Source organism: Enterobacter sp. 22466 (assembly GCF_052044775.1).
Lineage (GTDB): Bacteria > Pseudomonadota > Gammaproteobacteria > Enterobacterales > Enterobacteriaceae > Enterobacter > Enterobacter dissolvens.
Genome location: NZ_JBQENX010000003.1, coordinates 91,620 through 117,824, shown reverse-complemented (window position 1 = coordinate 117,824; position 26,205 = coordinate 91,620). Strand labels below are relative to the sequence as shown.

Genomic DNA, 26,205 nt, shown 5'->3' with positions numbered 1-26,205 from the left:
TATGTTTGAACCTATGGAACTGACCAACGACGCGGTGATTAAAGTCATCGGCGTCGGTGGCGGCGGCGGTAACGCCGTAGAGCATATGGTGCGCGAGCGCATTGAAGGTGTCGAATTCTTTGCGGTTAACACCGATGCACAGGCACTGCGTAAGACGGCTGTAGGCCAGACGATTCAGATCGGTGGTGGCATCACTAAAGGTCTGGGCGCAGGGGCTAACCCGGAAGTGGGCCGCAATGCGGCTGAAGAAGATCGTGAGGCCCTGCGTGCGGCACTGGAAGGTGCGGACATGGTCTTTATCGCAGCAGGTATGGGCGGCGGTACAGGTACCGGCGCAGCACCTGTTGTGGCCGAAGTGGCTAAAGATTTGGGGATCCTGACCGTTGCTGTCGTGACCAAGCCTTTCAACTTTGAAGGCAAGAAGCGTATGGCATTCGCGGAGCAGGGTATCACCGAGCTGTCCAAGCATGTGGACTCGCTGATCACTATCCCGAACGACAAACTGCTGAAAGTGCTGGGTCGCGGTATCTCCCTGCTGGATGCCTTTGGCGCAGCAAACGACGTGCTGAAAGGCGCGGTTCAGGGTATCGCTGAACTGATTACCCGTCCTGGCCTGATGAACGTTGACTTTGCTGACGTTCGCACCGTGATGTCCGAAATGGGCTACGCGATGATGGGCTCCGGCGTGGCGAGCGGTGAAGACCGTGCGGAAGAAGCGGCTGAAATGGCTATCTCTTCTCCGCTGCTGGAAGATATCGATCTGTCGGGTGCGCGTGGCGTGCTGGTCAACATCACCGCTGGCTTTGACCTGCGTCTGGATGAGTTCGAAACCGTGGGTAACACCATCCGTGCGTTCGCCTCTGACAACGCTACCGTGGTAATCGGTACATCCCTTGACCCGGAAATGAACGACGAACTGCGTGTGACGGTTGTAGCTACCGGTATCGGTATGGACAAGCGTCCTGAAATCACTCTGGTGACCAACAAGCAGACTCAGCAGCCGGTTATGGATCGTTACCAGCAGCACGGTATGTCTCCTCTGACTCAGGAGCAAAAACCGGCCGCGAAAGTGGTTAATGACCCAACGCCGCAAACGGCGAAAGAGCCAGATTATCTGGATATCCCGGCGTTCCTGCGTAAGCAAGCTGACTAAGAATTGGCTGGAATTTGGGGATTTCCGCTCTTTGTGCTAAACTGGCCCACCGTTAGTGATATACACTCTCGGTTGGATAGTTAATTTGGCGAGATTATACGATGATCAAACAAAGGACACTTAAACGTATCGTTCAGGCGACGGGTGTCGGTTTACATACCGGCAAGAAAGTCACCCTGACGTTACGCCCTGCGCCGGCCAATACCGGGGTCATCTATCGTCGCACCGACTTGAATCCACCGGTAGATTTTCCGGCCGATGCCAAATCTGTGCGTGATACTATGCTCTGTACTTGTCTGGTGAACGAGCATGACGTGCGGATTTCTACCGTAGAGCACCTGAACGCCGCCCTGGCGGGTCTGGGTATCGACAACATTATTGTTGAAGTCGATGCGCCAGAAATCCCGATCATGGATGGTAGTGCTGCTCCGTTCGTTTATCTGTTGCTGGATGCCGGCATCGAAGAACTGAACTGCGCGAAGAAATTTGTTCGCATCAAAGAGACCGTTCGCGTCGAAGATGGCGACAAGTGGGCTGAATTCAAACCGTACAATGGTTTCTCGTTGGACTTCACCATCGATTTTAACCATCCGGCGATTGATGCCAGCACCCAACGCTATGCGATGAACTTCTCTGCTGATGCGTTTATGCGCCAGATCAGCCGTGCTCGTACTTTCGGCTTCATGCGTGATATCGAATATCTGCAGTCCCGCGGCCTGTGCCTGGGCGGCAGCTTCGATTGTGCCATCGTTGTTGACGATTATCGCGTACTGAACGAAGACGGTCTGCGTTTCGAAGATGAATTCGTTCGCCACAAAATGCTTGATGCAATTGGCGACCTGTTCATGTGTGGTCACAACATTATCGGTGCCTTTACCGCGTTCAAATCCGGTCATGCACTGAATAACAAACTCTTGCAGGCCGTCCTGGCAAAACAGGAAGCCTGGGAGTATGTGACCTTCGAAGACGAAGCTGAACTGCCACTGGCCTTCAAAGCGCCTGGCCTGGTTCTGGCGTAACGGTTCAAGCCGTTTCGTAAAAAATCGACTGGTTAACCTGGTACTCTCTCCGACCAGGAAGACCAGTCGTTTTTATTTGTACCCTTCTAAGATTTGCCCCCAGCTTCTCCTTTCGCTTGGCAGGCGTAGAAAATCTGTGCGTTAGCTGCATTCTTGACCGTTTTTCCCCGCTGCAGTACGTCATTCCTGCTGCTGTGTATTGGCTTTAGTGGTAATATCTGGGCGCTTAAAAGAATAACTGAAATCAGCCTGTTTAAGACGGGCTTATGTGGTGGAGCAAGTGAGCGGAATTCTGACGCGCTGGCGACAATTTGGCAGACGTTACTTCTGGCCGCATCTCTTATTAGGGATGGTCGCGGCGAGTTTCGGCTTGCCTGCGCTCAGCAACAGCGCTGAAGCTGCCACACCGGCAAAGGCGTCAACCACCAAACACGATCTCACCACGCGCGTTAATTTCACCAATCTTGCGTGGCTTGAAGCCAGCCGCCGTCCTAACTTTTCGGTAGATTACTGGCAGCAGCACGCCATCCGCACGGTTATCCGCCATCTGTCATTTGCAATGGCCCCGCAGGCCATACCGGTTGCTGAAGAGACGCTACCGGTGCAGGCGCAACACCTAGCGCTGCTGGATACGCTCAACGCGCTGTTGACTCAGGACAGCCAGCCTGCTGTTACCGTTCAGCAGACGGCACAATCCGCCGTGGTTTCACCCGCCACTTTCTCTGTCTCGACGTGGATAAGCCAGGTTCACGGTATCCGCGCCGGGCCACAACGCCTCAGTTAAATTAACCTTTTTCAATACCTTAATTTATCTGCCCAGTATGGGGCGTTTGAGAATTTATTATGCTAATCAAATTATTAACCAAAGTTTTTGGTAGTCGTAACGATCGTACCCTGCGCCGTATGCGCAAAGCTGTCGCTGTCATCAACGGTATGGAACCGGCGATGGAGAAGCTGTCTGATGACGAACTGAAAGCGAAAACCGCAGAATTCCGCGCACGCCTGGAAAAAGGAGAAACCTTAGAAAGCCTGATCCCGGAAGCCTTTGCGGTTGTGCGTGAAGCGAGTAAACGTGTATTCGGTATGCGTCACTTCGACGTGCAGCTGCTGGGCGGTATGGTGCTTAACGAGCGCTGCATCGCGGAAATGCGTACCGGTGAAGGTAAAACCCTGACTGCAACGCTGCCTGCGTACCTGAACGCACTGACCGGTAAAGGCGTGCACGTCGTGACCGTCAACGACTATCTGGCACAGCGTGACGCCGAAAATAACCGTCCCCTGTTCGAATTTCTGGGGATGACCGTCGGCATCAACATGTCCGGCCTTCCTGCGCCTGCCAAGCGCGAAGCGTATAACGCCGATATCACCTACGGTACCAACAACGAATATGGCTTCGACTACCTGCGTGACAACATGGCGTTCAGCCCTGAAGAACGCGTGCAGCGTAAACTGCACTATGCGCTGGTGGATGAGGTGGACTCCATCCTGATCGATGAAGCGCGTACCCCGCTGATCATCTCCGGCCCGGCCGAAGACAGCTCTGATATGTACCGTAAAGTCGACAAAATCATTCCGCACCTGCTACGTCAGGAGAAAGAAGACTCCGATACCTTCCAGGGCGAAGGTCACTTCTCCGTCGATGAAAAAGCGCGCCAGGTGAACCTGACCGAACGCGGTCTGGTTAAAATTGAAGAGCTGTTAGTGGCTGAAGGCATCATGGAAGAGGGCGAGTCTCTCTACTCCCCGAGCAACATCATGCTGATGCACCACGTGACTGCCGCACTGCGCGCTCATGCGCTGTTCACTCGTGACGTCGATTACATCGTCAAAGACGGCGAAGTCATCATCGTTGATGAGCACACCGGCCGTACCATGCAGGGTCGTCGCTGGTCTGACGGTCTGCACCAGGCCGTTGAAGCCAAAGAAGGCGTGGATATTCAAAACGAAAACCAGACGCTGGCGTCAATCACCTTCCAGAACTACTTCCGTCTGTACGAGAAGCTGGCAGGGATGACCGGTACAGCAGATACCGAAGCGTTTGAATTCAGCTCCATCTACAAACTGGATACCGTTGTCGTTCCAACCAACCGTCCAATGATCCGTAAGGACATGCCGGACCTGGTCTACATGACCGAAGCGGAAAAAATTCAGGCAATCATTGAAGATATTCGCGAACGTACTGCTAAAGGCCAGCCGGTTCTGGTGGGGACCATCTCCATCGAGAAATCCGAGGTGGTGTCTAATGAGCTGACCAAAGCGGGTATCAAGCACAACGTACTGAATGCCAAATTCCACGCCAAAGAAGCAGATATCGTTGCGCAGGCGGGTTATCCGGCGGCCGTGACCATCGCCACCAACATGGCGGGTCGTGGTACCGATATTATGCTGGGCGGTAGCTGGCAGGCCGAAGTGGCTGAGCTGGAAAACCCAACGCCGGAGCAGATTGCGCAGATCAAAGCCGACTGGCAGGTGCGTCATGACGCGGTTCTGGCATCTGGTGGTCTGCACATCATTGGTACTGAGCGTCACGAATCACGTCGCATCGATAACCAGCTGCGTGGTCGTGCAGGTCGTCAGGGTGATGCCGGTTCTTCCCGCTTCTATCTGTCGATGGAAGATGCCCTGATGCGTATCTTCGCCTCTGACCGTGTTTCCGGCATGATGCGTAAGCTGGGGATGAAACCAGGTGAAGCCATTGAGCACCCATGGGTGACCAAAGCGATTGCCAACGCGCAGCGTAAAGTGGAAAGCCGCAACTTCGATATTCGTAAGCAGCTGCTGGAATATGACGACGTCGCCAACGATCAGCGTCGTGCTATCTATACCCAGCGTAACGAACTGCTGGACGTATCCGACGTGAGCGAAACCATCAACAGCATTCGTGAAGATGTGTTCAAAGCGACTATCGATGCGCACATTCCGCCTCAGTCTCTGGAAGAGATGTGGGATATCGAAGGCCTTCAGGAGCGCCTGAAAAACGATTTCGACCTCGACCTGCCAATCAAAGAGTGGCTGGATAAAGAGCCTGAGCTGCACGAAGAGACCCTGCGCGAACGTATCTACGAAACCGCGCTGGAGGTATATAAGCGTAAGGAAGAGGTTGTGGGCGCAGAGATGATGCGTCACTTCGAAAAAGGAGTGATGCTGCAGACGCTGGACTCACTGTGGAAAGAGCACCTGGCGGCGATGGACTACCTGCGTCAGGGGATCCACCTGCGTGGCTATGCGCAGAAAGATCCTAAGCAGGAGTACAAGCGCGAATCCTTCTCTATGTTTGCCTCCATGCTGGAATCGCTGAAATATGAAGTTATCAGCACCCTGAGCAAAGTGCAGGTGCGTATGCCGGAAGAAGTGGAAGCGATGGAGCAGCAGCGTCGTGAGGAAGCTGAGCGTCTGGCACAGATGCAGCAGCTCAGCCACCAGACTGACGATAGCGAAGCCGCAGCGGCGATTGCCGCGCAGACCGGCGATCGCAAAGTGGGGCGTAACGATCCGTGCCCATGCGGTTCCGGTAAAAAATATAAGGCGTGCCACGGCCGTCTGAGCTAAGTTCATAAAAAACGAAAAGGCGCAGAAATCTGCGCCTTTTTTATGGAAGTGACAATATGAAAATACTGCAAATTGCCGTCGGGATTATTCGCAACCCGCAAAACCAAATCTTTATTACGCAACGTGCCGCTGACGCCCACATGGCAAACAAGTGGGAGTTTCCCGGCGGGAAAATCGAGTCCGGTGAAACGCCAGAGCAGGCGCTGGTACGTGAGCTGCAGGAAGAGGTCGGCATTACTCCAATTGGCGCAACGCTGTTTGATAAGCTGGAATACCAGTTTCCGGATCGTCACATCACGCTGTGGTTCTGGCTTGTGGAAAGCTGGGAGGGGGAACCCTGGGGGAAAGAGGGACAACCGGGTGGCTGGGTTTCGCTTCACGCGAGTGATGCCGAAAAATTTCCTCCGGCAAATGCGCCCGTCATATCCCGTCTAACGGGCAACCAGTAGGCCTGCGAAGCGAAACGCCAGCAGGCTTTGAACTTTACTGCTGGTTCTCGCTCCAGTCATCGCTATCCGAGAGATCGCCTTCACTTGGAATGCGTTTCTCCTCCGCCGCCCATTCGCCCAGGTCAATTAACTGACAGCGCTTACAGCAGAATGGGCGAAACGGACTTACCTCTCCCCAGACAACAGTTTTGCCACAGGTTGGGCAGTTTACGGTGGTGACATCAGACATAGGCACTCCTTAACAACAGGCCAGTTCAAAATCGAGGCGTTCCGGCACGGTGCCATTTTCACTATCCAGCGGCATAAAACGAATCGCAAAACGACTCTTATGCCCGGAGATTTGCGGGTAAAGCTGTTCACCCAGAGAGAGGTTCAGACGCAGCAGATCCGCATCATCACCGTTGTCCTGATAGAAACCGTTCAGGCTGGTTTGCTTGCGGAATGGCGCCGAGTTACGGATGAGATCGAGGATCAGGGATAACGTCTGATGCATCGGCTCCAGGCTGTCCAGCCAGCTTTTCACCTGTGCATCACGCTGGACCTGCGGCATATGCAACCACATATGTAGTGTCGGCAGGTCAAAGCTGCAGCAGCCGCCCGGGATACTCAGGCGCTGGCGCACCAGCCCGATTAAGCGGTCTTCGCGCAAAAACTGCCCGACGCGGGGAGCGGCCATCAGCGTACTGCTGCTGTTTTTAAGCTGCTGACGGAGTGAATCAATGCGGCTCTGGTCAACGCCCGGGACTTCGGCCCAGGCCTGTAATTTACGCTGCTGGCGCTCCAGCTCTTTCAGGAGCTCTGTGCGGACGTCGCCCCGCTCAATCACATCCAGAAGGTCGCCCACATTGCGGAAGAAGTGCAGCGCCGCCGCGTGATCGTTGATGGGCAAATGTTGTGAGAGTTGTTGAATCAGAAATTCGATACGCAGCCAGGTACGCATTTTTTCGTTGAGCGGATGCTCAAAAAGGATGTGGGTCGACATTATGGTTTTTCCTGTGCAACGGCCTGCGCGGCATACGTCAGATACTGCGCGTGCAGGCGGGCAACATCCGATGCAATGGCATCTGGTGCGCCGTTATTATCAATAACATCATCCGCAACGGCAAGGCGCTGAGCGCGCGTGGCCTGAGCGGCAAGAATTTGTTCAGCCTGTTCGCGCGAGACATGGTCGCGCGCCACGGTGCGCTGGATTTGCGTTTCGGGTGAGACATCAATGACCAGTACCCGGTCCGCTTTATTGTGCAGTTGATTCTCTACCAGCAGCGGAACCACCCACAGAACATACGGTGAGCGGGCTGCGGCAATCTGACGCTGGGTTTCCTGGTGGATAATGGGGTGGAGCAGAGCATTAAGCCAGGCCTTTTCTGAAGAATCAGAAAAAATGCATTCGCGAAGCTTACGACGGTTTAGCGTGCCATCCGCATTGATAATTGCCTGACCAAAATGTGCCTTAATGGCGTTTAGTGCGGGTGTATCTGGCTCTACCACCTGACGGGCAATAATATCGGCATCGATTATGGTGATACCCAGACGAGAAAATGCGTCCGCAACGGTACTTTTCCCGCTACCGATGCCGCCGGTTAATGCGACGATATACCCCATTAAATCAAATCCTGGGAATTATTCATTATTAAAATCAGTTGGTTAAAATTCAAACGTGCGCCAGCCACTGTTTGGCTCTCTTTACCGGCTTTTTACCAGGTAAATTTATAGGATTGTAGCGTAAAAAAAGAGAATTTCGCAGTCTTGCGGAGCAGGTATTAGTGCGTATGATAACGTCACTGGAGTTGTGCTTTTAACATATTTGCCTCTAACCCCAGGAATCCGCACATGCGTATCGAAGAAGATCTGAAGTTAGGTTTCAAAGACGTTCTTATCCGCCCTAAACGCTCTACACTGAAAAGTCGCTCAGACGTTGAACTCGAACGTCAATTCACCTTTAAACATTCCGGTCAGACCTGGTCTGGCGTGCCGATTATCGCAGCCAATATGGATACGGTGGGAACCTTCGAGATGGCAACCGCGCTGGCGAAATTCGATATCCTCACCGCTGTGCATAAGCACTACACCCCGGAAGAGTGGAATGCCTTTATCGCCTCTGCATCCGATGATGTGGTGAAGCATGTCATGGTTTCCACCGGTACCTCCGATGCCGATTTCGAGAAGACCAAACAGATTCTCAACGCTAACCCGGCGCTCAATTTTGTCTGTATTGATGTGGCAAATGGTTACTCCGAGCACTTCGTGCAATTTGTCAGCAAGGCGCGTGAGGCCTGGCCCACCAAAACCATCATTGCGGGCAACGTGGTGACCGGTGAAATGTGTGAAGAGCTGATCCTTTCCGGTGCAGACATCGTAAAAGTGGGCATTGGCCCGGGTTCCGTGTGTACCACGCGTGTGAAGACCGGTGTGGGTTATCCTCAACTTTCTGCGGTTATTGAGTGTGCTGATGCCGCGCACGGTCTGGGCGGCCAGATCATCAGCGACGGCGGTTGCACCATGCCGGGTGATGTCGCGAAAGCCTTTGGCGGCGGCGCGGACTTCGTGATGCTCGGCGGTATGCTGGCGGGCCATGAAGAGAGCGGTGGTACCGTGGTTGAAGAGAACGGCGAGAAGTTCATGCTGTTCTACGGCATGAGCTCTGAATCGGCAATGACCCGTCACGTGGGCGGCGTGGCAAAATACCGTGCCGCCGAAGGCAAAACCGTGAAGCTGCCCCTGCGTGGCCCGGTTGAAAACACGGCTCGTGACATCCTGGGTGGCCTGCGTTCCGCATGCACCTACGTTGGGGCATCCCGTCTGAAAGAGCTGACAAAACGAACGACGTTTATCCGCGTTCAGGAACAGGAAAACCGCGTATTCAATAGCCTGTAATGTTTCCGCTGGCGTATGTCCGTACGCCAGCGTTATCCCGCGCTCATTGCATCCCCAAGATGGAAAATGGGCAGATACATCGCCACAACCAGCGTACCGATAATCACCCCCGTTACAATCAGTAGCGCCGGCTCCAGAAGGGCAGCCAGATTATCTGCCAGCTGAAAAGTTTGCTCCGTATGATGGCGGGCAAGGTTTTCCAGCATAATGTCGAGTGCCCCTGAGACCTCTCCGGTTCGGATGAGTTGAATGCATAGCGGTGTAAAGACCGCCGCTTTCTGAAATGACGACCAGACGGTAATGCCTTTTTCAATGTCCTCACGAACGCTGCGCAGTATGTCTTGCCAGTAGCGGCTATCAACGGTCTCTTCCGCGCTCTGTAATCCCTGTAAAAAGGGGATGCCTGCCTGCTGCGTGAGTGACAGTACGGTAAAGATCTGCCCCAGTTTTTGCCCTCTCGCCAGCCTTCCCGTCACGGGAATATGCATCAGGATGCGCTGCCAGCGCGGATCCTGTCGTAGCGTGTAGGCAGCAACCGCAGGAATAAGCAACAGCACGAACAGGGCAAGGGCGTATGTCTGCATAAATGCCGACAGGCCCATAACCATCTGTGTCAGCCCTGGCAGGGGCGTGTTAAATGTCTTGTAGATAGCCGCGAATTCCGGCAAGACCAGGGTAACCATGGCCAGTACAACGACTGCGGCCAGTGTCAGGATGATCATCGGATAGCGCAATGCCTTCTTCACTTTCGCTGCAAGTTGCTGCTGGGATTGTTGCTGCTGAGCGAGCTGGCGGCAGCACGTTTCCAGTTTCCCCGTTAGCTCGCCTGTTTTTACCATCGAGACATACAGCGGGCTAAATACCGCAGGCCATCGCTTCAGCGCCTCTGAAAAGGCGCATCCCTCGCTCAGATCATCATTCATGTTTTCCAGCAGCGCCTGCCAGTGTTTGACAGGATGCTGATCGGCCAGCATTTGCAGACTTTGCGATAACGTCAGGCCAGCCTGCAACAGCGTGGCAAGCTGGCGAAACATCTCATAGCAATGATGGGGTCGCCAGCGGTGCGTCAGCGAGCATCGGGTGAGCGAAAGTGGGTGTAACTCTTTACGCATCAGCCTGACGAAGGCCGTTTCGCGATCTGGCGCCCACAGTACCCCACACAGAGATTCGCCTTCACTGGACAGCGCCCGCCAGCGCCAGAGATGATTAACACTCATTAGGCATTCCCAGCACGCGCAGCAACTCTTCGAGCGTGGTCAGCCCTTGCTCAACGGCCAGACAACCCTGCTCAAATAACGATGTCATTCCCGCCTGACGGGCGCTGGCTTTGATGACATCTATCGAGGCACCACTGGCGATGGCCTGTCGGAGCGTGGTGTCGATAGCGAGGACTTCAAAAATGGCGACGCGGCCATAAAAGCCGTGATAGCAGCGATCGCAGCCGCCAGGTTGCCAGCGAGGAAGCGGTCGGGGCCATACGGTGCGCGGTAATTCTGCGCGGCTGTTGGCTTCCTGCCGACAGTGAGGGCACAGACGACGCACCAGCCGCTGGGCAATCACCAGCGAAAGTGCAGAGGAGATCATCCAGCGTGCGACCCCCATCTGCTGCAGGCGAATGACGGTTTCCGTCGTGGAGTTGGTGTGCAGCGTCGACAGCACCAGATGCCCGGTCTGCGCGGCGTTAATGGCAATTTCTGCCGTTTCACCATCGCGGATCTCGCCTACCATAATGATGTCCGGATCCTGGCGCAGAAGCGCCCGCAGGACGCTCTGAAAGGTTAACCCCGCACGGGGATTGATCTGCGTTTGGTTCAGCCCCGCCAGCGGGATCTCAATAGGATCTTCCACGCTGCAGATGTTGACGTCAGGGGTATTACGCGCCTGCAAGGCGCTATAGAGCGTCACCGTTTTTCCGCTACCGGTGGGGCCTGTGACTAAAATCAGCCCCTGCGGTTGACGGAGGATCTCATTAAAGCGGGCCAGTTGTTCTGGGCTCATTCCCAGTTTTTCGGGTTCCAGCGCCTGATGAACCTGATGCAGCAGGCGCAGCACAATTTTCTCTCCGCCGCTGCAGGGAAGCGTGGCGATGCGAAAAGAGACCGGCTCGCTTGCCAGTTCAATTGTAAATTGACCATCCTGCGGTAAACGGCGCTCCGCAATATCCAGTTGGCCCAGCACTTTTAAGCGCGCGGTGAGGGTATTTGCCACCGCTGCAGAAAGCGGGGGCAGCGGGCAAAGCACACCGTCAACACGCAAGCGGACCTGACAGATATCCCCCATCGGTTCGATATGAATGTCAGATGCGCGCTGGTTTATCGCCTGCTGCAGGGTGTGGTTGAGAATATCCACCGTGTTGTGCGGCGTTAAAACAACCGGGAGGTGTGATTGCGCGGTTAACTGCCGGTGTTTTTCCATGCGCTCCGCTGTCCAGCATTCAATATCAATACGTTTTTGCGTGGCGAAACGCAGCGCTTCCATCAGTTCAGCACCGGGATTTCCCACGACGGCGATGCTGATCATGTCGGTGTCGCTGGCGAGCAGCAGGGCATGGTGGCGCTGGCACAGGGCGATGAGTTGATCTGAATTCATTATTCACTCCTGTCAGTGACTGTCGAAGCGGAAAACGTCTTCACAGGCTTGTTTGAGCGCGCCGTCGTTACTGATATTGCAGCTACGGTTCCAGCCCGTCATACCGTTGCCACTGCTCCATTGCGGCGTCACCACCACCTCAAGTCCGTTAAGGCTCTCCTGCCCGGTTAACGACACGACGCCCTGCGTCACGCTCATTCCAGAGACATACCGTGTTGTCGTGGGGGAAGGGATACCGTTACTGCCGCCGTCACAGCTCGTTACGCCGCCATGTTCCAGCGCACAAAGCTCAATGGCCGTACGATAGGGCACGAACGTTTGCAGCATGTCGGTCAGGGCCGCTTTTCGCAGGTAGTTCTGGTAGGCGGGAATGCCGATGGCGCTCAAAATGGCAATAATGCCGATCACGACCATCAGCTCAATGAGCGTAAAGCCTTGTTGTCTGTCCATATCTGCTCCTCAGAGTTAAGTGGCACAACTCTGACAGAGGCAAAAAAAGCAGACGAGGGACAAAAAAAGGAACGTGAAGCGGCTTTCAGGGATTTCTCGCAGGCTTGCAAAGAAGAGCAGTGAATTTGCGAGTGAGGCTGAAATTTCCCCTCTCCGGGTGAGAGGGGAATAGACGTTATTTGAAGCGCATGGAGAGGTCGAGGGCGTGTACGTGTTTGGTCAGCGCGCCGACGGAGATGTAATCCACGCCAGTCTCGGCGAATTCGCGGATGGTCTCGAACGTCACGTTGCCGGACACCTCCAGCTGTGCCTGCCCGTTGGTGAGCTTCACCGCCTCACGCATCTGCGCTGTTTCAAAGTTATCGAGCATGATGATATCGGCACCGGCCTTGATGGCCTGCTCCAGCTCTTCGAGGTTTTCAACTTCCACTTCAACCGGCACATCCGGGTGCAGCCAGAAGGCTTTCTCCACCGCCTGACGCACGGAGCCAGAGGCAATAATGTGGTTCTCTTTAATCAGGAAGGCGTCGGACAACCCCAGACGGTGGTTGGCTCCCCCGCCACAAAGCACCGCGTACTTTAATGCCGTGCGCAGACCCGGCAGCGTTTTACGGGTGTCCAGAAGCTGCGTGCGGGTACCGGCCAGCAGGTCAACGTAACGACGCACTTCGCTTGCCACCCCTGAAAGGGTCTGCACAAAGTTAAGCGCGGTACGTTCGCCAGTCAGCAACACGCGTGACGGGCCTTCAAGCTCAAACAGCGGCTGGTTTGCGGTAATCGCGTCACCGTCTTCAACATGCCAGGTGATTTGCACTTCATCGCCAGCCAGTTGAGTAAAGACCTCTTCAACCCAGCGCTTGCCGCAAAACACGCCATCTTCACGGGTGATGATCACGGCGTGTGAGCGCGTCTCTTTCGGCAATAATTGTGCGGTAATATCGTTGTCCGCGCTGACGTCACCGCCCAGATCTTCTTTCAAAGCATGGGCAACGCTTGCCGGAATATCCATATTAATACGTTCCAGAAGCGCTTCACGTCGGTGGTCGGGGTTGTAGCGGCGAGGCGGCATGATAAAACTCCAAATTGGTAACGAATCATAATATTGAAACATGCTACTCTGAACCGAGTAACAGCACCATACATAAGGAGTTCCAGCATGTTGTTAGAAGACGGATGGCTGGTGGATGCGCGGCGTGTACCCTCGCCGCACCACGATGGCCGCCCGGAGGATGAAAAGCCCACACTGCTGGTGGTTCATAACATTAGTCTCCCGCCGGGTGAGTTTGGCGGTCCGTGGATCGATGCGTTATTCACGGGAACGATAGATCCCGATGCCCATCCTTTCTTTGCTGAGATTGCGCATCTGCGCGTATCGGCGCACTGCCTGATCCGTCGCGATGGCGAAGTGGTTCAGTATGTTCCTTTTGATAAGCGCGCCTGGCATGCGGGTGTCTCGATGTATCAGGGGCGCGAGCGTTGCAATGATTTTTCCATTGGGATTGAACTGGAAGGCACTGACACCACCCCTTATACCGATGCACAGTACCAACGGTTGGTGGATGTCACCCAAACGCTGATCGGGCTTTACCCTGAGATTGCAGAGAACATGACAGGACACTGTGATATCGCCCCGGCGAGAAAAACCGATCCTGGCCCTGCATTTGACTGGCCCCGGTTTCGCGCCATGCTTACCGCGTCGTCAGAATAAGGAGATAACATGACGTTGTTTACCATGCTACTGGTCATCATCGCTGAACGCTTGTTCAAACTCGGTGAGCACTGGCATCTGGATCACCGGCTGGAGGTGCTTTTCCGCCGGATTAACCATTTTTCCATGCTGCGTACGCTGCTGATGACCGCGGGCGTGATGGTGATTACGTTCTTGCTGCTGCGCTCGTTATACGGCCTCTTTTTCAACGTGCCGCTACTGGTGGTGTGGATCCTGCTCGGCGTGCTGTGTATTGGCGCAGGCAAGGTGCGTATGCACTATCACGCTTATCTGAAAGCCGCTTCCCGTGATGATGCGCATGCACGTAGCGCCATGGCCAGCGAGCTGACGATGATCCACGGCGTGCCGCCGGATTGCGATGAACGCGAGTTCCTGCGTGAACTGCAAAACGCGCTGCTGTGGATTAACTTCCGCTACTACCTGGCGCCGCTGTTCTGGTTTGTGGTGGGGGGCCCGTGGGGGCCGGTACTGCTGATGGGATATGCGTTCCTGCGCGCCTGGCAGACCTGGCTTGCCCGCTATCTCACCCCGCATGAACGTTTGCTCTCCGGCATTGATGCGATCCTGCACGTGCTCGACTGGCTTCCGGTTCGTCTGGTGGGTGTGGTCTACGCGCTTATTGGCCACGGCGAAAAAGCGCTCCCGGCGTGGTTCGCGTCGCTTGGCGACCGTCATACCTCGCAGTACCAGGTGCTGACACGCCTGGCGCAGTTCTCTCTGGCGCGTGAGCCGCATACCGACAAGATAGAAACGCCGAAAGCGGCGGTCTCGATGGCGAAGAAAACGTCGTTTGTGGTGGTCGTTATCGTGGCGTTGCTGACCATTTACGGCACGCTGGTCTGAACCCGCGTGCCGTAGCGGTTACGGCGTATCGGCAGGCGGGATGCCAAAATCAGGCATCCCGTTTTCGTGCCAGCGGACGAGCTTCAGGCGGGTATGACGATTGGGGTCATAAAGCGGATCGCCTTCAATTTCGGTGTAATTTCGCGCGTGATACACCAGCACATCTTCTCCTTCCGGCGTTTGTGTAAAGCTGTTATGGCCTGGCCCATACTGGCGGTTTTCGTAGCTGGTGACGAAGACCGGGCGCGAGGCCTTGTGCCAGTTCGCTGGGTTTTGCGGATCGGCATTGATCTCTGTCCACAGCAGCCCCATGCAGTAGTTCTCGTCGGTCGCGCTGGCGGAATAGCTGATAAACAACTTGTCGCCGTGGAACAGCACCGCCGGGCCTTCGTTGACCCAGAAGCCGCGGCACTCCCAGTCATATTCCGGTTTACTGAGCATCACCGGCTCGCCTTTCAGCGTCCACGGGTTCTCCATTTCACATAAATAGAGATTGGAGTTGCCGGAGATATCCGGGGCTTTTTGCGCCCACAGATACCAGCGTTTTCCCTGATGCACGAACGTGGTCGCGTCCAGCGCAAAGGTGTCGAATGGCGTTTTTACCTGGCCTTTTTCAGTCCACGTGCCGGTTAGCGGGTCGCGGTCGGCACACTCCAGCACAAACATGCGGTGCTGGAACATGCCCAGACCATCCAGCGCCTGGGTGTGCGCGGCGGCAAAATAGATGTACCACTTACCGTCGATATGATGCAGTTCCGGCGCCCAGATAAGCTGGCTCATTGGGCCGGTCTCCGGTTTGCGCCATACGACCACCTCGTCGGCACTGCGCAAACCTTCCAGCGACGCTGCCCGGCGGATCGCCAGCCTGTCGTATTGCGGCACGGAGGCGATAAAATAATATTGCCCTTCATGACGCAGAATGTACGGGTCGGCGCGTTGTTCTATAAACGGGTTAGGCCAGTTATGCATGCGGCGTTCCTTCTTTTGTTTCGACTCTCGTTTCCTGCCAGGCGTTCAGTTCGCGGTAATTGGCGCGGCGTTTCTCCAGGTCGAGCTGGATCTGTTTCATGGTTTCCCGATCCACTTTCAGCAGTCGCACTACGCCGGCAGTGATCAAATACCCCACGCCCGGGATCACCGTAAACAGCAGGACGATCCCGTTAATAGCATCCGCGCTTTGTGCTTTCGCGCCGGCGTCGTAGCCATACCAGGAGAGCAGGAAGCCCACCATCGCGCCGGCAATCGCCAGCCCCAGCTTGAGGAAGAAGATATTGCCCGAGAAGCTGATCCCGGTGATGCGTTTACCGGTTTTCCACTCGCCATAGTCGTCCACATCGGCCATTAGCGACCAGTGTAGCGGAGATGGGATCTGGTGAAGAATGTTAAGCAGGAAGTAAAGCACCACGATGGTGACGGTGGCTTTCGGGTCGAAGAAATAGAACGCGCAGGAGAAAATCGCCAAGCACGATGTTGGTCCAGAAGAACACTTTCAGCTTACACCAGCGGTCGGTCAGCACTTTCGCCAGCATACTGCCGAACATCATGCCCACCACACCCAGGCTGATAAACAGGGTGGCAAAGTGGGTGCTCTGGCCCATCACCCAGGTGACGTAATACATGGTGGCCGCCATGCGGATAAAGCCCGGGCAGACGTTGCAGAGGGTCAGCAGCAAAATGCGTACCCACTGGTCGTTTTTCCACACGTCCTTCAGATCGTTTTTCAGCTCATCATGAGTCTGCACCGCCGGACGTACACGCTCGCGCACGGTGGAGAAGCAGAACAGGAACATACAGGTGCCAATCAGCGCCAGCACGGTCATCGCCATCTGGTAGCCTTTGGCTTTGTTATCGCCACCAAACCAGTCGGCCATCGGCAGGAGCGTGAGCGACAGCAAAAGCGTGGCAATACCGACCATGACAAAGCGATAGGACTGGCAGGCCACGCGCTCTTTTGGATCGTTGGTAATCACGCCGCCCAGCGAGCAGTAAGGAATGTTGATGGCCGTATAGGTTAACGAGAGCAGGAAGTAGGTCACAAAGGCATAGATAACTTTGCTGTTATAGCTCCACTCAGGGGTGGTGAACATCAGGATGCTGAACAGCGCATAAGGGAACGCAATCCACAATAGCCATGGACGAAACCGCCCATACTTACTGCGGGTACGGTCAGCGATGGCCCCCATGATCGGGTCCGTAACGGCATCAATGACGCGCACAGACAGCAGCAAGACGCCGACCAGCGCAGGTGCCAGACCAAAAATGTCGGTATAAAAATAATTAACAAACAACATGATGGCGCCGAAGATGATATTGCATCCTGCATCGCCCATCCCATAGCCGATCTTCTCTTTTACTGTCAGTTTATTGTTATCCATTGACTGCTCTCCGGGTGACGGTATGGAGAGAATTATTTGCTGGCTAATCGATATATGCGTTGCAGTATCAGGGCGGTGATATGGATAAAGCGGCTGACGAGGTGAATTTGTGAGGAAGGTAACAAACGCTCAGCACCCGCGAAGCGAGTACTGAGCTGAAGGGCTATTAATGTGCTTTTACGGCTTTGCCGTTTTTCTGTTTAACCAGATAACCCACGCCGAGGATCGCAATCCAGACCGGGATCAGGTAAACGGAAATCGCCATGCCTGGGGTGATCAGCATAATCACCAGCACACCCGCCATAAACAGCAGGCAAACCCAGTTGCCCAGCGGATAGAGCAGGGCGGGGAAGCGGGTGGTTACGCCCTGCTGCTGTTTCGCGCGGCGGAACTTGATGTGCGCCAGGCTGATCATTGCCCAGTTAATCACCAGGGCCGAGACCACCAGGGCCATCAGCAGACCAAACGCCGATTCAGGTGCCATGTAGTTGATCAGCACGCACAGCGCGGTGACGATCGCCGACACGATAATGGTGTTCACCGGCACGCCACGCTTATCGACGTTCAGCAGCGCTTTTGGTGCGTTACCCTGCTGCGCCAGGCCGAACAGCATACGGCTGTTGCAGTATACGCAGCTGTTATATACGGAAAGCGCTGCCGTCAGCACGACGATATTGAGCGCATTCGCCACGAAGGTATCGCCCAGTTCGTGGAAGATCAGAACGAACGGACTGGTGTCGGCCGTGACGCGCGTCCACGGCAGAAGCGAAAGCAGAACGGCCAGCGAACCCACATAGAAAATCAGGATACGGTAGATAACCTGGTTAGTGGCTTTTGGGATGCTCTGCTCCGGATTGTCGGCTTCAGCGGCGGTGATCCCCACCAGCTCCAGCCCCCCGAAGGAGAACATGATAATCGCCATCATCATCACCAGGCCGGTCATCCCGTGAGGCAGGAATCCCCCTTGCTCCCAGAGGTTACGCACTGTGGCCTGTGGACCGCCGTTGCCGCTAAACAGCAGCCAGCCGCCAAAGATGATCATCGCCACCACGGCAATCACTTTGATAATGGCAAACCAGAACTCCATCTCACCGAACACTTTAACGTTAGTCAGGTTGATGGCGTTGATAATGACGAAGAACGCTGCCGCAGAAGCCCAGGTTGGGATCTCGGGATACCAGAACTGAATGTATTTCCCCACGGCAGTCAGTTCTGCCATGGCCACCAGAACGTAAAGTACCCAGTAGTTCCAGCCTGAGGCGAAACCGGCAAAACTGCCCCAGTATTTGTAGGCAAAGTGGCTGAAAGAGCCTGCAACCGGCTCTTCAACGACCATCTCACCGAGCTGGCGCATGATCAGAAACGCGATGAAACCTGCGATAGCGTAACCCAGAATAATGCCCGGGCCGGCCGACTGAATGACGGATGCGCTTCCCAGAAACAGGCCAGTGCCGATAGCACCACCCAGTGCGATGAGCTGAATATGGCGGTTTTTAAGGCCGCGCTTTAGCTGATCGCCGTGCTGTTGAGCTTCCATTTGAAACCTCGTGTGTGGTTGTTATGTTCACGCTGTGCGTGTGTAATTATGAATATCCGTTTTCTGTATTTATTTCTTTACGGTTAATGAGACCGAAAAAAGCGGAGATGTCTTCCGTAAGCGCAAGAATAGTGGTAAGCGCCTGTGAATGCACCTGCTTTATGAAGGGCTGATGACGAGTTGAATAAAAAGAAAGCATTTGTAAATCGCACCGTTAATTCTTACTACCCCAACCTATAGAATAGAAATGCCTCAAAAGTGGGCGAATTTTCATTATTTGCTTTGTTGAATCGCTTCAGATTGCAAAAACCCTCGTTTCATTATGGTTAAAACTCCCTCTTTAGTAGTAATCAACTCATTTGTGCAAAGTTACATTTCTGAAACGTTATTTCTGTAAGGTTGTTAAAATGTGCAGGGTTTACTGATTTCAATCAAAACCAATATGGACAGAAGGTGAATACTTTGTTACTTTAGCGATACGAACTTGAAATTGGTAAGACCAATTGACTCCGGGCAAAAAGGCGTAAGACAGGGAATATGGCCTACAGCAAAATTCGCCAACCAAAACTATCTGATGTGATTGAGCAGCAGCTGGAGTTTTTAATCCTCGAAGGGACACTGCGCCCGGGTGAGAAACTTCCGCCAGAACGCGAGCTGGCTAAACAGTTCGACGTATCCCGTCCCTCTCTGCGTGAGGCAATTCAACGCCTCGAAGCAAAGGGCTTGCTGCTTCGTCGCCAGGGCGGCGGAACCTTTGTACAAAACAGCCTGTGGCAGAGCTTCAGCGATCCGCTGGTAGAACTTCTCTCTGACCACCCAGAATCCCAGTTTGATCTGCTTGAGACCCGTCACGCGCTTGAAGGTATCGCGGCCTATTACGCCGCCCTTCGCAGCACTGATGAAGATCGCGTGCGTATCCGCGAACTGCATCAGGCCATTGAACGGGCACAGCAGTCCGGCGACTTAGACGCCGAGTCCAATGCCGTCGTCCAGTATCAGATTGCCGTCACCGAAGCGGCACACAACGTGGTGCTCCTCCATCTGCTACGCTGCATGGAGCCGATGCTGGCCCAGAACGTTCGTCAGAATTTTGAATTGTTGTATGCCCGTCGGGACATGCTCCCACTGGTAAGCAACCATCGCACCCGAGTATTCGAGGCGATAATGGCCGGGGAACCGGAGCAGGCGCGCGAAGCGTCGCACCGACATCTGGCTTTCATTGAGGAAATCTTGCTGGACCGCAGCCGAGAACAATCGCGTCGCGAACGTTCATTACGCCGCATACAGCAACGAAAGGATTAAGCGCCAGGTACTTTTAGAGCGCGGCAACTAAACGCAGAACCTGTCTTATTGTGTTTTCTGACGAAAATACAATGGGACAGGTTCCAGACAAATCAACGTATTAGATAGATAAGGAATACCCCCATGTCAGAACGTCTCCAAAATGACGTGGATCCGATCGAAACTCGCGACTGGCTACAGGCGATCGAATCGGTCATCCGTGAAGAAGGTGTTGAGCGCGCTCAGTATCTGATTGATCAGCTGCTTTCTGAAGCCCGCAAAGGCGGCGTGAAGGTTGCTTCAGGTGCAGGGGCTAGCAACTACGTAAACACGATTGCCGTTGAAGACGAACCGGAATACCCGGGCAATCTGGATCTGGAACGCCGTATCCGTTCTGCCATCCGCTGGAACGCCATCATGACCGTTCTGCGCGCGTCCAAGAAAGATCTGGAACTGGGTGGCCACATGGCGTCCTTCCAGTCCTCTGCGACCGTTTACGAAGTGTGCTTCAACCACTTCTTCCGTGCAGCCAACGAGAAAGACGGCGGCGATCTGGTGTACTTCCAGGGCCACATCTCTCCGGGCATCTATGCACGTGCATTCCTGGAAGGTCGCCTGACTGAAGAGCAGATGAACAACTTCCGTCAGGAAGTTCACGGTAAAGGTCTGTCTTCTTATCCGCACCCTAAACTGATGCCTGAATTCTGGCAGTTCCCGACCGTATCCATGGGTCTGGGCCCAATTGGTGCGATCTATCAGGCGAAATTCCTGAAGTACCTGGAACACCGTGGTCTGAAAGATACCTCTGAGCAAACCGTTTACGCCTTCCTGGGCGACGGCGAAATGGATGAGCCAGAGTCTAAAGGTGCGATCACCATCGCTACCCGTGAGAAGCTGGATAACCTGTGCTTCATCATCAACTGTAACCTGCAGCGTCTGGATGGTCCGGTAACCGGTAACGGCAAGATCATCAACGAACTGGAAGGCATCTTCGCTGGTGCTGGCTGGAACGTTATCAAAGTGATGTGGGGTTCCCGTTGGGACGAACTGCTGCGTAAAGACACCAGCGGTAAACTGATCCAGCTGATGAACGAAACCGTTGACGGTGACTACCAGACCTTCAAATCCAAAGACGGTGCCTACGTTCGTGAGCACTTCTTCGGCAAATATCCTGAAACCGCCGCACTGGTTGCAGACTGGACTGATGAGCAGATCTGGGCGCTGAACCGTGGTGGTCACGATCCGAAGAAAATCTACGCTGCACTGAAAAAAGCGCGCGAAACCAAAGGTAAAGCGACTGTAATCCTGGCCCACACCATCAAAGGTTACGGCATGGGTGATACCGCAGAAGGTAAAAACATCGCTCACCAGGTTAAGAAAATGAACATGGACGGCGTGCGTTATATCCGCGACCGTTTCAACGTGCCAGTAACCGATGAGCAGGTAGAAAACCTGTCTTACATCACCTTCCCGGAAGGTTCTGAAGAGCACAAGTACCTGCACGAACGTCGTCAGGCGCTGAAAGGCTACCTGCCAGCTCGTCAGCCTAACTTCACCGAGAAACTGGAACTGCCAGCGCTGGAAGACTTCTCTCAGCTGCTGGAAGAGCAGAACAAAGAGATCTCCACCACTATCGCTTTCGTTCGTGCCCTGAACGTGATGCTGAAGAACAAGTCGATCAAAGATCGTCTGGTGCCAATCATCGCTGACGAAGCGCGTACTTTCGGTATGGAAGGTCTGTTCCGTCAGATCGGTATCTACAGCCCGAACGGCCAGCAGTACACCCCGCAGGACCGTGAGCAGGTTGCTTACTACAAAGAAGACGAGAAAGGTCAGATCCTGCAGGAAGGTATCAACGAGCTGGGCGCAGGCGCATCCTGGCTGGCTGCTGCGACCTCCTACAGCACCAACAACCTGCCGATGATCCCGTTCTACATCTACTACTCCATGTTCGGGTTCCAGCGTATCGGTGACCTGTGCTGGCAGGCAGGCGACCAGCAGGCTCGCGGCTTCCTGATTGGTGGTACTTCCGGTCGTACGACCCTGAACGGTGAAGGTCTGCAGCACGAAGATGGCCACAGCCACATTCAGTCTCTGACTATCCCTAACTGTATCTCTTACGACCCGTCTTACGCGTACGAAGTGGCAGTCATCATGCATGACGGTCTGCATCGCATGTACGGCGAAGCGCAAGAGAACATTTACTACTACATCACCACCCTGAACGAAAACTACCACATGCCGGCAATGCCAGCAGGTGCCGAGGAAGGTATCCGTAAAGGTATCTACAAACTCGAAACCCTCGAAGGTAGCAAAGGTAAAGTTCAGCTGCTGGGCTCCGGTTCTATTCTGCGTCACGTTCGTGAAGCAGCGCAGATCCTGGCGAAAGACTACGGTGTGGGTTCCGACGTATACAGCGTGACCTCCTTCACTGAACTGGCGCGTGATGGCCAGGATTGTGAGCGCTGGAACATGCTGCACCCAATGGAAACCCCACGCGTTCCGTACATCGCTCAGGTGATGAACGACGCGCCAGCGGTGGCGTCTACTGACTATATGAAACTGTTCGCTGAGCAGGTTCGTACTTACGTTCCAGCTGATGATTATCGCGTACTGGGTACTGACGGCTTCGGTCGTTCTGACAGCCGCGAAAACCTGCGTCACCACTTCGAAGTTGATGCTTCTTACGTGGTTGTAGCAGCACTGGGCGAACTGGCTAAACGTGGCGAAATCGATAAGAAAGTGGTTGCGGACGCAATTACCAAATTCAACATCGATGCAGAAAAAGTTAACCCGCGTCTGGCGTAAGAGGTAAAAGAATAATGGCTATCGAAATCAATGTACCGGACATCGGGGCTGATGAAGTTGAAATCACCGAGATCCTGGTCAAAGTTGGCGACAAAGTTGAAGCTGAACAGTCGCTGATCACCGTAGAAGGCGACAAAGCCTCTATGGAAGTCCCGTCTCCTCAGGCTGGCATCGTTAAAGAGATCAAAGTCTCTGTTGGCGATAAAACCGAGACTGGCAAACTGATCATGATTTTCGATTCCGCCGACGGTGCAGCAGCAGCTGCACCTGCGCAGGAAGAGAAGAAAGAAGCTCCTGCCGCCGCTGCTCCAGCAGCTGCCGCGGCAGCGAAAGAAGTTAACGTGCCTGACATCGGCGGTGACGAAGTTGAAGTCACTGAAATCCTGGTGAAAGTGGGCGATACCGTTGCGGCTGAGCAGTCTCTGATCACCGTAGAAGGCGATAAAGCGTCTATGGAAGTGCCGGCGCCGTTCGCGGGCACCGTTAAAGAGATCAAGATCAACACCGGTGACAAAGTGTCTACCGGCTCTCTGATCATGATCTTCGAAGTGGCGGGTGCTGCACCTGCCGCTGCGCCAGCTCAGGCTGCTGCTCCGGCTCCTGCGGCTGCACCAGCAGCAGGCGGCGTGAAAGACGTTAACGTTCCTGACATCGGCGGTGACGAAGTTGAAGTGACCGAAGTGATGGTGAAAGTGGGCGACAAAGTTGCCGCTGAACAGTCACTGATCACCGTTGAAGGCGACAAAGCGTCTATGGAAGTGCCTGCGCCGTTCGCGGGTACCGTTAAAGAGATCAAAATCAGCACCGGCGACAAAGTGTCTACCGGTTCTCTGATCATGGTCTTCGAAGTGGAAGGCGCTGCGCCTGCCGCAGCTCCGGCTGCCGCGGCTGCTCCAGCACCGGCTGCTGCACCGACTCAGGCTGCTAAACCAGCGGCACCTGCTGCAAAAGCGGAAAGCAAATCTGAGTTCGCTGAAAATGACGCTTATGTCCACGCGACCCCGCTGATTCGTCGCCTGGCGCGCGAATTCGGCGTGAACCTGGCGAAAGTGAAAGGGACTGGCCGTAAAGGTCGTATCCTGCGCGAAGACGTTCAGGCTTATGTGAAAGACGCGGTGAAACGCGCTGAAGCTGCACCAGCTGCAGCCGCAGGCGGCGGTATCCCGGGCATGCTGCCATGGCCGAAAGTGGACTTCAGCAAGTTCGGCGAAATTGAAGAAGTGGAACTGGGCCGCATCCAGAAAATCTCTGGTGCTAACCTGAGCCGTAACTGGGTAATGATCCCGCACGTTACGCACTTCGACAAAACCGATATCACCGATCTGGAAGCGTTCCGTAAACAGCAGAACGCCGAAGCTGAGAAGCGTAAACTGGACGTGAAATTCACCCCAGTGGTCTTCATCATGAAAGCGGTTGCTGCGGCTCTGGAGCAGATGCCACGCTTCAACAGCTCCCTGTCCGAAGACGGTCAGAAGCTGACGCTGAAGAAATACATCAACATCGGTGTTGCGGTTGATACGCCAAATGGTCTGGTTGTTCCGGTCTTCAAAGACGTGAACAAGAAGAGCATCACTGAGCTGTCCCGTGAACTGACCACCATCTCCAAAAAAGCGCGTGATGGTAAGCTGACTGCCGGCGAAATGCAGGGCGGCTGCTTCACTATCTCCAGCATCGGCGGCCTGGGTACCACCCACTTCGCACCGATTGTTAACGCGCCGGAAGTGGCTATCCTCGGTGTGTCCAAGTCCGCGATGGAGCCGGTGTGGAATGGCAAAGAGTTCGTGCCGCGTCTGATGATGCCAATCTCTCTGTCCTTCGACCACCGCGTGATCGACGGTGCTGATGGTGCGCGTTTCATCACCATCATCAACAACATGCTGAGCGACATTCGCCGCCTGGTGATGTAAGTGAAAAGCCGGCCAGTCGGCCGGCTTTTTTCTGTTAATCTCATGTGGTTTGTGAGGTTATTGGCGAAAGCGACAATTCGTGAGCCGTTTGTTGTTTCAAAATTGTTAACAATTTTGTAAACTGCGGGCGGATAGAACGTCCCGGTGGATGAAGGGCGACAAGTACCTGGACCGCCGGAAATCAATAAGAGGTCATGATGAGTACTGAAATCAAAACTCAGGTCGTGGTACTTGGGGCAGGTCCCGCAGGTTACTCTGCAGCCTTCCGTTGCGCTGATTTAGGTCTGGAAACCGTCATCGTAGAACGTTACAACACCCTCGGCGGTGTTTGTCTGAACGTAGGTTGTATCCCTTCTAAAGCGCTGCTGCACGTCGCGAAAGTTATCGAAGAAGCCAAAGCGCTGGCTGAACACGGTATCGTCTTCGGCGAGCCGAAAACCGATATCGACAAAATCCGTACCTGGAAAGAGAAAGTTATCACTCAGCTGACCGGTGGTCTGGCTGGCATGGCGAAAGGCCGTAAAGTAAAAGTGGTTAACGGTCTGGGTAAATTCACCGGCGCGAACACCCTGGAAGTGGAAGGCGAAAACGGCAAAACCGTAATCAACTTCGACAACGCGATCATCGCGGCGGGCTCTCGTCCAATCGAACTGCCATTCATTCCACATGAAGATCCACGCGTGTGGGATTCCACCGATGCCCTGGAACTGAAAACCGTTCCAAAACGCCTGCTGGTTATGGGCGGCGGTATCATCGGTCTGGAAATGGGTACCGTGTACCATGCACTGGGTTCCGATATTGACGTGGTTGAAATGTTCGACCAGGTTATCCCGGCTGCGGATAAAGACATCGTTAAAGTCTTCACCAAGCGTATCAGCAAGAAATTCAACCTGATGCTGGAAACCAAAGTGACTGCCGTTGAAGCGAAAGAAGACGGTATTTACGTTTCCATGGAAGGTAAAAAAGCGCCATCCGAACCACAGCGTTACGACGCCGTGCTGGTGGCGATCGGCCGTGTGCCGAACGGTAAGAATCTCGACGCGGGCAAAGCTGGCGTGGAAGTGGACGACCGTGGCTTCATCCGCGTTGACAAACAGCTGCGCACTAACGTGCCGCACATCTTTGCTATCGGCGATATCGTTGGTCAGCCAATGCTGGCGCACAAAGGTGTTCACGAAGGTCACGTTGCCGCTGAAGTTATCGCCGGCATGAAACACTACTTCGATCCGAAAGTGATCCCATCTATCGCGTACACCGAGCCAGAAGTGGCATGGGTAGGTCTGACCGAGAAAGAAGCGAAAGAGAAAGGCATCAGCTACGAAACCGCCACCTTCCCGTGGGCTGCTTCTGGCCGTGCTATCGCTTCCGACTGCGCAGACGGTATGACCAAACTGATCTTCGACAAAGAGACCCACCGCGTTATCGGTGGTGCGATTGTCGGTACCAACGGCGGCGAGCTGCTGGGTGAAATCGGTCTGGCGATCGAAATGGGTTGCGACGCAGAAGACATCGCGCTGACCATCCACGCTCACCCAACTCTGCACGAGTCCGTGGGCCTGGCGGCAGAAGTGTTTGAAGGTAGCATCACTGACCTGCCAAACGCGAAAGCGAAGAAGAAATAAGTTTCTTCAGACAAAAAAAA

The 26,205-nt window shown here is 54.4% G+C and carries 21 protein-coding genes and 1 pseudogene; 12 read left to right on the top strand and 10 right to left on the bottom strand.

The features are described 5' to 3' along the window. The first annotated feature begins 1 nt into the window (after position 1). From ftsZ to mutT, 5 genes are all read left to right on the top strand, one after another. Positions 2–1,153 carry a cell division protein FtsZ gene (gene ftsZ, locus ACTJJI_RS10360; RefSeq protein WP_008501978.1) on the top strand — a complete coding sequence of 384 codons (1,152 nt, stop codon included), beginning with the start codon at positions 2–4 and terminating at the stop codon, positions 1,151–1,153. A gap of 101 nt (positions 1,154–1,254) precedes the next feature. Continuing rightward, entirely contained in the window at positions 1,255–2,172 is a 918-nt protein-coding gene (gene lpxC / locus ACTJJI_RS10355) for a UDP-3-O-acyl-N-acetylglucosamine deacetylase (protein ID WP_013095578.1), read from the top strand. A gap of 280 nt (positions 2,173–2,452) precedes the next feature. Continuing rightward, on the top strand, positions 2,453–2,956 hold the full coding sequence (secM, locus tag ACTJJI_RS10350) for a secA translation cis-regulator SecM (protein ID WP_323282584.1): 504 nt from the start codon (positions 2,453–2,455) through the stop codon (positions 2,954–2,956). A 59-nt stretch (positions 2,957–3,015) separates the two neighbouring features. Beyond that, entirely contained in the window at positions 3,016–5,721 is a 2,706-nt protein-coding gene (gene secA, locus ACTJJI_RS10345; RefSeq protein WP_013095581.1) for a preprotein translocase subunit SecA, read from the top strand. A gap of 56 nt (positions 5,722–5,777) precedes the next feature. After that, entirely contained in the window at positions 5,778–6,170 is a 393-nt protein-coding gene (gene mutT, locus ACTJJI_RS10340; RefSeq protein ID WP_014830654.1) for an 8-oxo-dGTP diphosphatase MutT, read from the top strand. A gap of 34 nt (positions 6,171–6,204) precedes the next feature. On the opposite strand, the gene yacG is transcribed toward mutT, so the two are convergent. Genes yacG through coaE form a run of 3 tightly spaced genes read right to left on the bottom strand, consistent with a single transcriptional unit; the run spans position 6,205 to position 7,772 of the window. Next, complete coding sequence (yacG, locus tag ACTJJI_RS10335) at positions 6,205–6,399, bottom strand: DNA gyrase inhibitor YacG (protein ID WP_003856332.1); 195 nt, start codon at positions 6,397–6,399, stop codon at positions 6,205–6,207. A 9-nt stretch (positions 6,400–6,408) separates the two neighbouring features. Continuing rightward, complete coding sequence (gene zapD, locus ACTJJI_RS10330) at positions 6,409–7,152, bottom strand: cell division protein ZapD (protein ID WP_014830655.1); 744 nt, start codon at positions 7,150–7,152, stop codon at positions 6,409–6,411. Then, on the bottom strand, positions 7,152–7,772 hold the full coding sequence (gene coaE, locus ACTJJI_RS10325; RefSeq protein WP_014830656.1) for a dephospho-CoA kinase: 621 nt from the start codon (positions 7,770–7,772) through the stop codon (positions 7,152–7,154). The genes zapD and coaE overlap by 1 nt, the downstream gene beginning before the upstream one ends. 228 nt (positions 7,773–8,000) lie before the next feature. On the opposite strand from coaE, the gene ACTJJI_RS10320 reads away from it, so the two are divergent. Further along, complete coding sequence (locus ACTJJI_RS10320) at positions 8,001–9,044, top strand: GMP reductase (RefSeq protein WP_046889326.1); 1,044 nt, start codon at positions 8,001–8,003, stop codon at positions 9,042–9,044. Between the two features lie 32 nt (positions 9,045–9,076). On the opposite strand, the gene hofC is transcribed toward ACTJJI_RS10320, so the two are convergent. From hofC to nadC, 4 genes are all read right to left on the bottom strand, one after another. After that, positions 9,077–10,261: a protein transport protein HofC gene (hofC, locus tag ACTJJI_RS10315; RefSeq protein WP_047360409.1), complete on the bottom strand. Its 1,185-nt coding sequence runs from the start codon at positions 10,259–10,261 to the stop codon at positions 9,077–9,079. Next, on the bottom strand, positions 10,251–11,633 hold the full coding sequence (gene gspE / locus ACTJJI_RS10310) for a type II secretion system protein GspE (RefSeq protein ID WP_096927777.1): 1,383 nt from the start codon (positions 11,631–11,633) through the stop codon (positions 10,251–10,253). The genes hofC and gspE overlap by 11 nt, the downstream gene beginning before the upstream one ends. A gap of 12 nt (positions 11,634–11,645) precedes the next feature. Beyond that, positions 11,646–12,083, bottom strand: a complete 438-nt coding sequence (gene ppdD / locus ACTJJI_RS10305) for a prepilin peptidase-dependent pilin (protein WP_046889323.1) — start codon at positions 12,081–12,083, stop codon at positions 11,646–11,648. 175 nt (positions 12,084–12,258) lie between these two features. Further along, on the bottom strand, positions 12,259–13,152 hold the full coding sequence (nadC, locus tag ACTJJI_RS10300) for a carboxylating nicotinate-nucleotide diphosphorylase (RefSeq protein WP_083021516.1): 894 nt from the start codon (positions 13,150–13,152) through the stop codon (positions 12,259–12,261). 87 nt (positions 13,153–13,239) lie between these two features. Here nadC and ampD point away from each other — a divergent pair, with 87 nt between their 5' ends. Next, complete coding sequence (gene ampD / locus ACTJJI_RS10295) at positions 13,240–13,791, top strand: 1,6-anhydro-N-acetylmuramyl-L-alanine amidase AmpD (RefSeq protein WP_014830662.1); 552 nt, start codon at positions 13,240–13,242, stop codon at positions 13,789–13,791. A gap of 9 nt (positions 13,792–13,800) precedes the next feature. Next, positions 13,801–14,655: a beta-lactamase regulator AmpE gene (ampE, locus tag ACTJJI_RS10290; RefSeq protein WP_020688508.1), complete on the top strand. Its 855-nt coding sequence runs from the start codon at positions 13,801–13,803 to the stop codon at positions 14,653–14,655. Positions 14,656–14,673: 18 nt separating this feature from the next. Here ampE and ACTJJI_RS10285 read toward each other — a convergent pair whose 3' ends face one another. From ACTJJI_RS10285 to aroP, 3 genes and pseudogenes are all read right to left on the bottom strand, one after another. Then, positions 14,674–15,624: a glycoside hydrolase family 43 protein gene (locus ACTJJI_RS10285; protein WP_038418687.1), complete on the bottom strand. Its 951-nt coding sequence runs from the start codon at positions 15,622–15,624 to the stop codon at positions 14,674–14,676. After that, a pseudogene (locus ACTJJI_RS10280) lies at positions 15,617–17,030 on the bottom strand (glycoside-pentoside-hexuronide (GPH):cation symporter). Before ACTJJI_RS10280 ends, ACTJJI_RS10285 begins: the two are co-directional and overlap by 8 nt. A gap of 166 nt (positions 17,031–17,196) precedes the next feature. Beyond that, a complete protein-coding gene (aroP, locus tag ACTJJI_RS10275) occupies positions 17,197–18,567 on the bottom strand; it encodes an aromatic amino acid transporter AroP (protein ID WP_014830666.1) in 1,371 nt (456 codons plus the stop codon). Between the two features lie 537 nt (positions 18,568–19,104). Here aroP and pdhR point away from each other — a divergent pair. The 4 genes from pdhR to lpdA all read left to right on the top strand — a co-directional run bounded on the left by pdhR (position 19,105) and on the right by lpdA (position 26,185). Further along, positions 19,105–19,869, top strand: coding sequence for a pyruvate dehydrogenase complex transcriptional repressor PdhR (pdhR, locus tag ACTJJI_RS10270; RefSeq protein ID WP_013095596.1), 765 nt, complete (start codon positions 19,105–19,107; stop codon positions 19,867–19,869). Positions 19,870–19,992: 123 nt separating this feature from the next. Further along, positions 19,993–22,656, top strand: a complete 2,664-nt coding sequence (aceE, locus tag ACTJJI_RS10265; RefSeq protein WP_047360406.1) for a pyruvate dehydrogenase (acetyl-transferring), homodimeric type — start codon at positions 19,993–19,995, stop codon at positions 22,654–22,656. A gap of 14 nt (positions 22,657–22,670) precedes the next feature. After that, entirely contained in the window at positions 22,671–24,563 is a 1,893-nt protein-coding gene (aceF, locus tag ACTJJI_RS10260) for a pyruvate dehydrogenase complex dihydrolipoyllysine-residue acetyltransferase (RefSeq protein ID WP_014830668.1), read from the top strand. Between the two features lie 197 nt (positions 24,564–24,760). Beyond that, the gene (gene lpdA, locus ACTJJI_RS10255; RefSeq protein ID WP_014830669.1) at positions 24,761–26,185 is read left to right on the top strand and encodes a dihydrolipoyl dehydrogenase; all 1,425 of its coding nucleotides are present in this window, start codon (positions 24,761–24,763) and stop codon (positions 26,183–26,185) included. Positions 26,186–26,205: the final 20 nt, after the last annotated feature.